The sequence below is a fragment of the Mastigocoleus testarum BC008 genome, from assembly GCF_001456025.1.
Taxonomy (GTDB): domain Bacteria; phylum Cyanobacteriota; class Cyanobacteriia; order Cyanobacteriales; family Nostocaceae; genus Mastigocoleus; species Mastigocoleus testarum.
Window position 1 is genome coordinate 1 of the sequence record NZ_LMTZ01000133.1, and the last position, 13,022, is coordinate 13,022.

At 36.0% G+C, this 13,022-nt stretch carries 11 protein-coding genes and 1 pseudogene; 7 read left to right on the forward strand and 5 right to left on the reverse strand.

The window, feature by feature from the left end; genetic code table 11:
- The first annotated feature begins 119 nt into the window (after positions 1–119).
- From BC008_RS50855 to BC008_RS35160, 5 genes are all read left to right on the forward strand, one after another.
- Positions 120–641 carry a helix-turn-helix domain-containing protein gene (locus tag BC008_RS50855; RefSeq protein ID WP_058184334.1) on the forward strand — a complete coding sequence of 174 codons (522 nt, stop codon included), beginning with the start codon at positions 120–122 and terminating at the stop codon, positions 639–641.
- Complete coding sequence (locus BC008_RS50860) at positions 626–1,192, forward strand: IS630 family transposase (protein WP_201026210.1); 567 nt, start codon at positions 626–628, stop codon at positions 1,190–1,192. The genes BC008_RS50855 and BC008_RS50860 overlap by 16 nt, the downstream gene beginning before the upstream one ends.
- 163 nt (positions 1,193–1,355) lie before the next feature.
- Positions 1,356–2,309: a zinc-binding dehydrogenase gene (locus BC008_RS35155; protein WP_027844878.1), complete on the forward strand. Its 954-nt coding sequence runs from the start codon at positions 1,356–1,358 to the stop codon at positions 2,307–2,309.
- Between the two features lie 84 nt (positions 2,310–2,393).
- Entirely contained in the window at positions 2,394–2,558 is a 165-nt protein-coding gene (locus tag BC008_RS49940; RefSeq protein ID WP_161938085.1) for a hypothetical protein, read from the forward strand.
- A 236-nt stretch (positions 2,559–2,794) separates the two neighbouring features.
- The gene (locus BC008_RS35160) at positions 2,795–3,628 is read left to right on the forward strand and encodes a helix-turn-helix domain-containing protein (protein ID WP_058183360.1); all 834 of its coding nucleotides are present in this window, start codon (positions 2,795–2,797) and stop codon (positions 3,626–3,628) included.
- Positions 3,629–3,951: 323 nt separating this feature from the next.
- Here BC008_RS35160 and BC008_RS35165 read toward each other — a convergent pair.
- Positions 3,952–4,728 (reverse strand): annotated as a pseudogene (locus tag BC008_RS35165) (poly-gamma-glutamate hydrolase family protein).
- 470 nt (positions 4,729–5,198) lie between these two features.
- Between BC008_RS35165 and BC008_RS35170 the strand changes: the two are divergent.
- Together BC008_RS35170 and BC008_RS35175 are read left to right on the forward strand one after the other, a co-directional pair.
- The gene (locus tag BC008_RS35170; protein ID WP_027844880.1) at positions 5,199–6,185 is read left to right on the forward strand and encodes a coiled-coil domain-containing protein; all 987 of its coding nucleotides are present in this window, start codon (positions 5,199–5,201) and stop codon (positions 6,183–6,185) included.
- Between the two features lie 97 nt (positions 6,186–6,282).
- Complete coding sequence (locus tag BC008_RS35175) at positions 6,283–7,374, forward strand: hypothetical protein (protein WP_027844881.1); 1,092 nt, start codon at positions 6,283–6,285, stop codon at positions 7,372–7,374.
- 151 nt (positions 7,375–7,525) lie between these two features.
- Here the strand turns inward: BC008_RS35175 and BC008_RS35180 are convergent, their stop codons facing one another.
- The 4 genes from BC008_RS35180 to BC008_RS47035 form a co-directional block, all read right to left on the reverse strand.
- Positions 7,526–8,692, reverse strand: a complete 1,167-nt coding sequence (locus tag BC008_RS35180; protein ID WP_027844882.1) for a GNAT family N-acetyltransferase — start codon at positions 8,690–8,692, stop codon at positions 7,526–7,528.
- A gap of 227 nt (positions 8,693–8,919) precedes the next feature.
- Positions 8,920–9,591, reverse strand: a complete 672-nt coding sequence (locus BC008_RS35185; RefSeq protein ID WP_027844883.1) for a response regulator transcription factor — start codon at positions 9,589–9,591, stop codon at positions 8,920–8,922.
- 362 nt (positions 9,592–9,953) lie between these two features.
- The gene (locus tag BC008_RS35190; protein ID WP_058183359.1) at positions 9,954–11,372 is read right to left on the reverse strand and encodes a sensor histidine kinase; all 1,419 of its coding nucleotides are present in this window, start codon (positions 11,370–11,372) and stop codon (positions 9,954–9,956) included.
- Positions 11,373–12,841: 1,469 nt separating this feature from the next.
- Positions 12,842–13,003: a ribbon-helix-helix protein, CopG family gene (locus tag BC008_RS47035; RefSeq protein ID WP_072207696.1), complete on the reverse strand. Its 162-nt coding sequence runs from the start codon at positions 13,001–13,003 to the stop codon at positions 12,842–12,844.
- Positions 13,004–13,022: the final 19 nt, after the last annotated feature.

Here is a 13,022-nt window from a genome sequence, read left to right on the forward strand (position 1 = left end):
TTTTTTCAAAAGCATGAATGACTCAATTGAGTAATCTTCTGCTGTAATACCAACTCTATGTGAAGTTGCATATAACTGTAGAATAAAGAATGAAGAAATAAAAGAAGCAAAAGCGAACAATGGGGCGTCCCTTCAACTTGGAAGTAAGCGAGAGTGCTGAATATCTGTCCAAAAGTCTAAAGAAAGCTCGCACAGCTTTTGAAAAAGAGCGGTTGCAAATGCTGTGGTGGGTTAAAACAGGACAAGTGTCACAGCATAAGGAATTAAGTCAAAGGCTGGGGAGAGATGACTCAACTGTGACACGCTGGTTGCAAAGATATCGACAAGGAGGACTAGAAAATCTGCTTCTTAAAAAAACTTCTCCTGGGGCAGTTGCAAAAATTCAAGGAGAGGTGCTGCAAAGACTAATAGAGAGATTGCGATCGCCTCAAGGATTCAGTAGCTATGGAGAAATTGTAGAGTGGCTAAAGCAGGAATGCAATACAGAAGTCAAATATAAGACAGTCTATCGTGTAGTACGCTATCAACTTAAAGCGAAACTTAAAATTCCTCGACCTGTAAGTAAACAACAGGATGAGAAAGCCGTGAATTTGTTTAAAAAAACATTCCCCACGCCTTTGCCAGCTTGCAAAATCTCTTAGGTAAAGGAAAGCGATTGCGTTATCTCTGTCAAGATGAGACCAGACTAGGGTTAAAAACGGAAACTGGCCGAGTGATTACGGCTCGCGGCGTGAAACCCATAGTTTCCGTACAATGGCCAAGAGAGGCATTCTGGCTCTATGGAGTAGTAGAACCATTGACAGGATGGAATTTTTGTCAGGAACATCCTCATCTCAATAGTGAGAATTTTCAGAAATTCCTTGACGCTTTATCCCGGGAACTGGTTGATGACATGGCAATGATGCAAATGGATCAAGCCGGAGCACATCAAGCTTTGGCACTGTCTTGGCCTGAAAATATCATTCCTATCTTTCAACCTGCTCATAGCCCTCAACTCAATCCAATTGAGCGATTATGGCAGTTCATTAAACACCAGTTCAAGGGTGAAAGTTTTTCTGATTTACAACAACTACGTCAACGAGTTCAAAACGAGTTAACTCAAATGTCTTCTGAGTTAATCTCTTCTTTGACAAGCTATGATTTTATCCTTGAAGCTCTATTTTATGAAGCATTATTATATGCATCTTCATAGAGAATTGGTATTATAGTTTTCGATGAATATAACGTGCTCTCAGTTTGTCTAACTTGGTTTAACCCCAATAGGACTTAATTCCTTCACTTATTTTGCTTATAAACAGGGGCGATCTGAAAACATACAGTTCAGTAATCAAGTCTAACCTTCAACAAATATAATAATGCGTAAACTTATTGGCTCCCCAAATGCAACAGGTGGTCTAGAATTTACAGAAGCGCAAATACCCAAATCTCTACCAAATGAATGTCTTGTCCGCGTGACTACTTTTTCTATGAATCGTGGAGAAATTAGTTTTGCTCAAAGAAATGAATATGCTGGAAAGTCTATTGGTTGGGATGTAGCTGGTACTATTGAAGAAGCTGCAATTGACGGTAGTGGTCCACAAGTTGGAACTAAAGTTGTAGGTTTTTGTACTCGTATGGATGGTTGGGCTGAATATGTGGCGATTCCCAGTAATTTTTTGGCTCCCATCCCTGATGGTGTCTCTGATGATGTAGCTGCGACATTACCCGTTGCAGCTTTAACTGCACTTCATTGTCTGGAAAAGGGGACAAGACTACTGGGAAGTAAAGTGCTTTGTACTGGTGCAACCGGCGGTGTTGGTTTATTTGCGATTCAATTAGCAAAATTAATGGGAGCAGAGGTGATCGCTCAAGTCCGCAAACCAGAGCAAGTAGATTTTGTTAGCAGTTTCGGCGCAGATAATGTAATTATTACAAGCAATGGTGAAGCAGCAAAACAGTTTGCACCTTATCGTTTAATTGTGGATGGTGTTGGTGGTGAACTTCTCGGTAACTTAACCAAATTTGTTGCGAAAGGAGGAACCATTGTTACTTATGGTTCAACAGGTGGCGATGAAACTACATTGTCTACCTCATCAATGCATATGAACGGCGGACAGCATACTCTCTACGGTTTGGCACTCTATACAGAGGTAGAATTTGAAACTGCAAGTTCTGGTTTAACTCGTCTTTTAAAATTAGTAGAACAGGGAAAACTAAAAACTCATATTGGTAGAGAAGGTACTTGGGAAGAGGCTGGAAAAATTGCTGCAGAATTTCTCCAACGTAAGTTTACTGGTAAAGCTGTAATTCGGGTGTTAGATAGTAAGTAGGCTAATGAATATTGCGGAATTAAGGTATTATCCTTCTCGAAAGCTATTGTGCTATCTGCTAGATAGTGTCAAGTTTCAGAAGATATGTCATTTCACGATATAACCAACTTACCAAAAGGTTCTTGCGATCCAAGATCTGTATCTCCTGAAACCTTATCGATTAATGATCACCTACAAGTAATAGAACTACTCCATGGTGTTTATTTGTGTGAGGAAAGTCACGACAATGATGCACTAAAAAAATATTGACTCTCGATGATATCAACGAATATCTCTTGTTTAGATGTACAGAAGGTGCAAGTACTTTTATTGAGTGCTTGAAAAGCAATACTGCAGGTTTTGACGGTATCAGACATCAATGTTTATATTTTTGTGAGAAAAGCTTAAACAACAGACAATGTAATAATAAAAGCTTAGTGAGGGATGCTCAATATGGAATATAAAAATCCTATAGTTGCATCCCTCTTTAGATTTAGAAAGGATAGATGAGAACTCAGTCGAAAATTACTGTCAAAGCATGGCAAAGTCCAGGAATTCTTCTGGAGAAATACGATTATACTTCGGGAACTGTAGAACCCCTTCCGAAGCACTCCCATGACGAATATCAGTTAGGGTTAAGCTTTAATTGTCAAGGAGAATACTACTATAGAGGCAGTTATAATCCTATACCTATTGGTAGCCTCAGTATTATTCATTCTGGAGAAGTCCATTCCCCTAGTCAAAGAAATAGTTTACCAACACCTGTATCATTTTTAATGATGCATGTTGATTCTAATTTATTAAAAACTATTACATCAGAAATAGCTTGTAAACGAGTTAGTTTCCCTTTTTTCCCTCAAGTATCAATCCGCGATCGCCAAATCATCAGTATGTTTCAAGAATTGTATATTCCCGAAACCAAAAGATTAACTAAGCTCGAAAGAGATTCTCTAATTTTAGATTTATTTGCGTCCTTAATTATTCTTCACGCTCAAGAACGCCCTTCAATACAAATACCCAAAATTGTCAAACCTGCGATCGCTAGAGTTCGGGACTTTATTCAATGTCACTATGCTGACAACTTATCATTAAAGGAATTAGCCAATATTGCAGGCTTGAGTAGCTACTACCTTAGTCGTTCCTTTAGCAGGGGGATGGGAGTATCTTTAAGTGCTTACCAGATGCAGATTCGGATAGATCAGGCAAAAAAGTTACTTGCTCAAGGAAAACCAATTGTAATGATCGCTTCTGAAATAGGTTTTTATGATCAAAGTCATTTCGCCTTACATTTTAAGCGTTTGGTGGGAACTACTCCGGGGAATTATAAAAAAGAGCAGTAATGTTTAAGCTTGTAATCTGAAATCGTCATAAAACATACCTACAACTCAAGTCTTAAAAGCTTGATATAACAATTAGTGCAACTATGAACTGAGCCTACCCATCTAAAGTCACCATTAAAGAGATATCATATTAACTCTTTTTTTACCTGGGGGACTTCAATCTAATGCTCTGTTAGCAGCCCTATGATTCTCCCAGATGTCAAATAGCATTCCAGCAAGTAAAGCACAAAGCACTTTAGCGAATAAATACGCTGTGTCAACAAGGACTAAGCTAACTAAAAAGACTAGAACGTATACGAAACTAATCAACCATATACAAGAGCCTACTGACTCATCGCGTGGTTAATTGCACCATAAACAATATTACGTAATTCATTGTAGGTAGAACTGTTATTAGCTAAGTCCCTGCGCATGGTTTTGCTAAATTCCAGTTGGAGACCCATACCATTTGTATTCTTATTGACAATATTTTGAGATGATGTACCTTATAATCCTTCACAAACTTCTCCGGATTGAGCTTGTGTCGCATCAATTCCTTGTAATGTGTAATGGCTGAAAGTACTTTGGTTATTTGCAATATAGTCAATAAAAGCCGATCTCTGAGCCGTATTTTTCCCTCCAACACAAATAGTGCCATTGGAATAACCGCGATGATCACCATAGCCATGAATAGAGACAGACTTGGGATGAGACTGCACTAGTCCAAGAGCTTGAGGATCATCAAAATTACTTGAAGTAATGTGAAGACGCTTGAATTGGCTAAGTCCATCTAAACAACTAGAACTACCATGACCATTGAAATCATACCGATTCCAGTTGTAAAGATTAGCAAGATCGTTAGAGATATTACTAGTCTTCAATTCAATCTTGCCACCATGAATAGACAGAACAACAACATTCCGGTTGGGAATATTAACACTACTAATTGTGTAGTCTGTACCTTCAACACATTGCTGGGAGTCAGACAGTGCCGGTGGAGTACAATTCCCAACTTGGAAACAGTTGAATTCATCTGCATTTGCAGAGGCTGGTACTAATAAGTGGCTAATGTAAAGGAGAACAGGAGTGATAAATGTCGCAAACTTAATGTGTTTGTTCACAGCATTTTTTTGATTTCTATATGTTTACGGTATGTTAGTTGTTGTGCAAAAGAACTTATGCCATAAATAGGTGAATTTGCAATAATACTTAAACATTAATATTTGTATCTGAAAGCTAGGTTTAAAGAATATTTCACTCATAAATTCTGCAAGCTAACATGTATGCTATTATACGCAAACCCTATGTTTATCGATTTTGAAGCATTCTTTGCCAAAATTTATTCATTGGTTTGATTTGTAATATACTTAATCCCTGTTAATTCACCTCAGGAAAGCTTAATAGCTCGTATAGTTATTCTTGAACTTTTTCCTTGACAAGAGAAAGCAGATTCGATTAGACTATTTTTAGTACATAAGTACTATTTTACGTCAAGGGTTTTGATGTCAAAGCCAACTCGATTTCAGCATCGGGTAAGTTTTGAGGCGATTGCCTAAGAATGACTTAAATATTTATTAACAGGAGTTAGAATATGACAACAGCTGTGGAAACGAGAAACAAGCAACAGTTGATACAAGCGTTTGAGCAAATAATTAACGAAAGACAAAGTCTGGAATCAAAAATTGCAACAAAACAGGAAGAAGCTGCAAAGCAAAAAAATCAAGAAGTTTTAGAAGCCGCTTCTGCGTACACAGTTGATAGTATTATCACCAGTTTAGCTGACCTACAGTTAGAGTTTGGCAGTATTATCAGTTCCTTATCGGAAAAGTTAGTAACAGAAAATTCTAAATTAGATCAACTCGAAAAAGCAATTGAAATTGAAAATCAATATTTACAAGAACTGCAAAAAATCAGAGTTGTAGCTGATATTTTAGATTTACTGACTAAAGAACACCAAGAAAAGTTAGCGATCTTAGAAGCAGATATTCAATCTAAGCGAGAAATACTTGAAAAAGAAATTACTCAAACCCGCAAAGAATGGGAAAAAGAGCAGACAGAATTTGAAGAAGCTGTAATTACGTATAATGAGTCATTAAGAAAGCAAAGACAGCAGCAAGAAGAAGAATATCAATATAAATTACAAAATACTCACAAAATAGATTCAGATACCTACGAGAGTAAAAAACGTAATGTAGAAAGACAAATTCAATATACAACTCAAGAGAAAGAAAAAAAATGGCAAGAAAGAGAGAAATTTTTGCAAGATAATCAAAATTTATTACAAGAACACAAACAAAAAGCTTCAGGTTTCCCAGGCGAATTAGATGCAGCATTTAAAAAAGCTAAAGAAGAAGCAATAAAAGAAACTGCTCAAAAAGCAAAAGTACAAGCTGATTTATTTGAAAAAGAGTGGGAAGCAAGTAAACAAAGTTACGAATTAAAAATTCAGTCTTTAGAAGAAACCATTAACAAACAATCAGAGCAAATTGAAAGTATTTCCAATCAACTTCAATCAACTCTCCAACAAGCACAAGATTTAGCAATGAGAGCTTTTGGTAATTCCAACTCTGCAAAATAATAATTATTATTTGATTTTTCCTGGGAAGCGGTGGAAATATACCTTTTACTAATTATTCCACAAATAAATTATTCCACAAATTATGAGGAGTTTTATTATGGTAGCAAAAAAACCTAATCAAAAAAATACTAAAGCAGAAATTCTTCAGGCTTATAATGAATTAGCAAAAGAAAAAGCTTTATTAAAAGCTGAATACGAGCAGAAATTACAAGTTAGTAAAGCTAATAATATCAATACCCCAATCTCGAACGAAGTACCAGTGAAAAACTCAAAAACTAATCAATCAACCGAAGCTCAACAAAAAATGAATTCTACAATTGAAAGTTTAAGTAAGATTCAATTAGGATTCGGTAGTGCGATTAATGAGTTATCAGATAGGTTAACAAAAAAAGCATCTAATTTAGGAGAAATTCAGGAAGCTGTAGAAAATGAATTACAAGAATTAAAACAACTCTATAATTTGACAGTTACAGAAAATACCTTAGATAGTCTGATTCAGTCATATAATAATAATTCTAAATCTTATCAGGAAGAATTTTCCCAATTATCAGAAAGACTGTTAGAAGAAATAGAAGCTGAGAAAAATACTTGGAATAAAGAGCAAGACGAACATAATGTCACAGTTCAAGAGCGTAATAATAGTCTTAATAGGAACCGTCGCAGAGATGATTCTGAATACAAGTATAACTTAGATATTCAGCGCACGTTAGAAAAAGAAGAATACGAGCAACAGCAAGCGTATTCATATCAGGAATTAGAAGAATTACAACAGGAATCAGAAAAAACGTGGGAAGAGAGGGAAAATACAATTTCTGAGCAAGAAAAAGAATTTGAAGAATATAAAAGTAAAGTAGAAGCATTTCCCAGCGAGAAACAAGCTGCAATCAAAAAAGCAACTGAGTTAGGTAAAGGTATTGCTCAGTATCAGGCTAGGGTAAAATCAGATTTGTATGCTACAGAAGTCGAAGGACAAAAGAACTTTTACGAACAAAGATTACAATCTTTAGAAAATACTATTAGTAATCAGCAAGAACGAATTGTAAATCTTTCCGAACAATTAGAATCAGCACTTCAGCAAGTACAAGATTTGGCTGTTAAGGCGATAGAAGGTAATGCTAATCTTACTTCCTATCAAGCTATGAAAGAAATAGCTCTAGAACAAGCAAAAGTTCAAGGTAAAACGAAATAAAAAATATTTGACTGAAAAATATAATTTCGCCCTCTAATAAACTCTCTAGATTATACCAATTAGCGAGATTCAGGGGGCGATATCTTGTTATTAATCGAATTATTACTCTAATAGTCCAATGGTTGAATTAGAAATGAGTAAAAAACTCACCCTATGATTGGGAAAAACTAAATATTTTCCTACTCAGACTTAATAATTTATACTTACAAGAGCGTATAATCTGGTATGTAGATGTAGTCAAATATCCAAAAATAAATGGGATTGGTTTGTGAGAATATAATCTGAGATTATAGTATAGTCGTTTTTCCATTTTCCAATTGTCGTACCAGGAATGGTCTGTCATTAAATTAATTTCGTCAATATCTTCAGACTCACATGCTAATTTGACAGCTTCTTCTAAAAGCATACTCCCAGGTGAACATTTAGAATAAGCAGGATCGTAAGCTAATTTCCAAATTAGAATCAAACGTTTCAAACGAACTGCTAAGTTGATTGCAATTGTTTTACCTTCAGCTTCTAATATGTGCCATTCTAAGAAACCGGCATTTGACAATCTCTGGGTGAGACTTTGATAAAATGCAATGGCGGTTGGGCTGTCGATTATTGCTGTACCTGCATCTTTTTTCCAACTTTTAGCTTCCACCTCTATCAGCTGAGTTAAATATTCTGCTGTTGCTTTGTTCTCACTCAGAAAGCTAAACTTCACATCTGGTAACTTATGGAGTTTTTTGGAAGCTTTATTGAGGTTGCTTCTAAAATTACCGCTCAAGCTACCTCGATATTCGGCAAAGTTATCTCTAATTCTTAAAAAAGCTCCCACACTATCCAATTCTTCAGTTAGAGTAAATCCCGATAATTTTTCTAAAACACCAATAGTTGGGGAATTTTCTGGTAATCGGTCGAAGATTATTCCAACTTGGTAGGGAAAATATTCAATTGCAGCATCAATCAGAAATGGAATGACTATATTTTCCTCTCCCTGTTTTGTTAAAAGGTCAATTGAGCATGTTTGTGCAGATCTATGGGTACCTAATAAAGCAAATTTGAATCCAAGCAAACGACGCAATTTGATAACCAGTGGCATTACACCCACTAACTCATCTCCATCATAAGCAAATAAACATGCCCACGATTCATCATCTTCTAAATAATGTTCAAAATATGATGAAACCCAAGCAATTGATGACATTGGTAATTGTTGAGGTGCTTCAAAGGTTAGCTGATTCCACTTGTTTGCATGAAAATTGAGTTCCTCAAAGCTTTGTACTACTTTTATTTGTAATTGTTTTTTATTTAATTTTTTTTTGTAGGCGAGCATGATTATATATGCAGTTTTCTCACGTTCATACTTGCTATGAATGTAACATCTGCAATATTCGATATTAATATAATTTTCTAAACTTTTCTAAGCTTTTATGAATTATGTTGTGTGTTTCACAGGAGTTAGCAAAACTAACAAATATAACAGAGGCCCTACTCCAAAAATTGTTTTTCTGAGATTAGAGAGAGCCTCTAGTGTTTTACCTTTCACCAGGGATATAACTATTACTGAGCTTGAAAACGATAACCTATTCCCCTAACTGTCTCTATCATATTTTCTCCTAATTTTCGTCGTAAATAACCTACGTAAACATTAACAATGTTAGTCCCAGGGTCATAATCATAGCCCCAAATTCGAGCAAGAAGTTGTTCCCTGGTCATAACTTGTTTGGGGTGACGCATCAATACTTCCAATAGTAAGAATTCACGCGCAGAAAGTTCGATTGAGCGTTCCCCAACCCAAACTTGGCGGCTCAATAAATCTAACTTTGCACGTCCAACTGTCAAAATTGTGTCTTGTTTTGAGGATGGTACTTGTCGATTTCGGAGTTGTACGCGCATTCGCGCAAGTAATTCTTCAAAACGGAATGGCTTCGTCATATAATCATCAGCTCCTCCTTCCAGCCCGGCGATGGTATCATCCAAAGCATCTCGCGCCGTCAAAACAATTATTGGTAAACTTTCTCCTTGTCCTCGCAATTCAAATAGAACATCTAACCCATCTCGGTCGGGAAGTCCTAAATCTAAAATCAGTAAGTCAAAATTTTCATTTAAAGCCAACTCTGTGGCTTCTTGTCCTGTTCCAACAATTGCAGTTGTGAAACCGTGCTCTTTTAAGCCTGTTTCCAAAAAAGCGGTGATGCGGGGATTATCTTCAGCAATTAAAATCCGATTCATGAGATTTGGATTGTACAGTTTTAAGTTATTGGTAATGAGTAATAATTAGAGAAGAGTTAGTGTTTGAGATGTATGAGTAGGGGTGAGTTAAGCCACAATCGGGTTAGCAAAGTAAAGCGTAATATGCATGGTGACAGGCATTAAAGTTGGAAATTACTCATTAGTGTTGACATTATTCTTTCTGGTTTAAACTATTTAGCTCTCCTAATTACACTTGCGATCGGTATCCAGAGCATCTCACTATAGTTATGGGGTAATCTTGAATACCATAAAGAAGCGTGAATTTTAGCTATAAACCTATAGGACATTAACTCTATAGGTTACATATTTTCAAGATTAGTTATCAAAGCATTCAGTACTGGTTAACCATAACTTAGGACACTGGGGGCACTAAACGCTAAAGGAATTACAATCGTAAAACTCGAGCCATTACCAACATCACTTTCTAAATTTATAGAACCACCATGTGCTTGGACTATAGCTTGGACGATTGAAAGCCCTAAACCGGTTCCTTCAAACTGACAATCACGATTAGTCGCTCTCACAAAACGCTCGAATATACGTTTTCGGTCTTCTAATGCAATTCCTTCTCCATTATCCTTGACCCAAAAATACACACGAGAGTCACGTACGCAAGAACCAATAGTAATTTTGTCCCCATCTTTGGTATGCCTTACTGCATTTTCTACCAAATTCATTATTGCCTGAGTTAGGCGCTGACGGTCAACTACTATTGGACTTAATCCTTTAGATTCCAAACACCAATTCCGATTTGCTAAAGTTCTTGCTTTTAAATACACTTCCTCTGTAAACCAATCTAGCTCTTCTGGTTTGCACCTGAGAAAATCAAATCTTTCGGCTTTCGCTAATAGTAGTAAATCATTTACTAAACGACTCATGCGATCCAACTCATCCATCACCAAAGCAATGGTTTCATTTTGTTCTTGAGGTCGATAATTGAGGATCTCTAAGTGTCCTCCAATGACAGTAATTGGAGTTCTTAACTCGTGAGATACATCTTTAAGAAATCTTTGCTGACTATCAAAAGCAAACTGTAAACGATCCAACATTTCGTTAAATGTCACAGTTAATTCAGCAATCTCATCTACACCTTCTACCGCAATGCGCTGCGTCATATCTGACTCAGTAATACTTTGGGCAGTTTTCTTTAATAAGCGCAGCGGAGATAATAGACGCCCAGTACTGATCCAGGCTAGCAAGAAGAAAAATCCTAAAACAACTGTCATAACTTGCATTACCAAGAAAATAGCTCCCGTTCCTGCTTGGTAATCAGTGGTTGTGTCGTAGAGAGCAACAACTGTAGCATCTTGATTATCTATCCGAACTGGGTCTGCGGCGTAAATCACTCTCGATCTTCGGTTATATACCTTGTCACTTTTGATGTTTTCGAGATTTATCCATTTATCTTTTAAGCCGGGATGAGATGAAAATACATGCTCTGGTATTTCTGGCTTAGATTTATAAATCCGATCTTTAACTAGTGTGATGAAGTATTGATTGCGACTAGGAACATAACTGGACAAAAATTTGTCAAAAACTCCTTTAGTTTCTTGGTTCTGATATTTTTTTGCTAGTAGTTTAAATCTCTCTATCTCCTGCAACAGAGATGCTTCAGCTTTAACTTCAATACGATCCGAATATATTTGTCGCGTCAAATAGATAGAGCACAAAGTTGCTGAAACACTTAAAAGAAAATACCACAACAATATCCGGGATCGGATACCAGTTAAAAATCGCAGCCATGGGGGTATTGATCTCATTATCTTTTTATCTTGTGTCTAAGCGGGTATTTCTTGAATTTTGCAGTATCTGTAAAGCTTCACTACAACATTGTTGAGATTTCTGTCGGAACTTAAACTCAGTTTTCGGACTACATGTAAAATAACGAACATTAAACTGTTAATCCTAAATGATAAATCCCAAATGATGGAGTCGAAAAATTGGTGCTAAATCGAAAATTCAGACTTTCATCCAGTTCAAACAGTGTTGAAGTTTAAGGAAGTTGAATTTTTGGCAAAGATTATCTATACTTTATGAGGTTGACAAAATATGCACTTTTATATATTTCCCTTCCCAAAAACGGCTTTGCTTGATGGAAACACTCAGAAAGTATTGTTTGTAATTTCCTCCTTAGTTATTAGGGGCGGGTAAGTCCCTATTATCAATTGTTGTCAAATTACATAAATTTATAATAAAGATTAGATGAGAAAGTTCTTATAATTCCGGAAACGATAGAATTACTGCGAATCAGGGGATTTGGGAAAATAATTAATAAAAATCTTATGTAATTCGTTTCGGGAATATAGGAATCATATTTGATTTTTGAAAAACACGTAGGGTGCTGTTAGCGAAGCGTAACGCACCATCATGTCGGGCTTTGGTGCGTTACGACTTACGTCTAACACACCCTACAAATACTTAAATTTTTTCAATATTCAAACCGGATTCCTATATTAAGGTTCTTATTACTAAAGTAGCTTGCTTGTGAACTTTTTCTTGAGTTTATTTTATGATTGGGTTTATTTGCCGAAGCTAGTATTTTGATAAACTTATTTCAAAAAACACACCAAATAAAAGCTTTATAACCTACAATATATTTATAAGCAGAAGCTAAGATAAGCCTCCTTATTAAGCTAGAAAAGGTACTTTAAATTGCTGGGCTAAGTATTTAAAGTGGAGGTAAAAATTATGCAATATTGGATGGAAGATTTATTAATAACAGACAGCTTTACATATTTAATCATCAAAATAGGTGCACTACTTGTAGTTTTATTTCTTTGGATGATAGTAATGTCCCATCCTGCTTATTGAATATGTGTTATTTGAGCGGGTGATTCTGATGGAATCACCTGCGGAAGTTTTAGATATACCCCATAAATTTTACTTCTGTTGGTTTTTTGGTTCCTGCTGGTCTCAAAATATGCAAGAGAAAACACACCTTGAGATTATTCACAAATCTAAATAGGGAAACATTTCTCTTACTCTAGCAAACGAGGCTTTAGAAGTTTTACGCAACTGTAAAATTTGTAGTGCAGCTATGTTGGCGAATCGATTCGTAAGAAAGATAATTAATCAAAAGTTGCTGTTATCTGGATTGACTTTTTACAGCAGGAAGTGTAGCTCTATACCAACAGATAGACTTGATAGTTGAGCTTTATGAGGAAAATGGAGAACACCCTGTGGCTTTAACTTGGAAATCCTATGAATTTGTTTTTACACCGCACTGTCTCTAAAGTTTGTGAGGGACAACTATTGGCAAGGTGCGCACTAGTTCTCTAATAATATCGTTGGTCTGTCTCCCTGTTTTCTGACAGTATTTCTCTAATTTTTCTACTTCTTGCACGCTTAAGTTTATACTTAATTGCTTTACATCAGATTTTTTATTGAGCATACAGCAAACTACATTATTT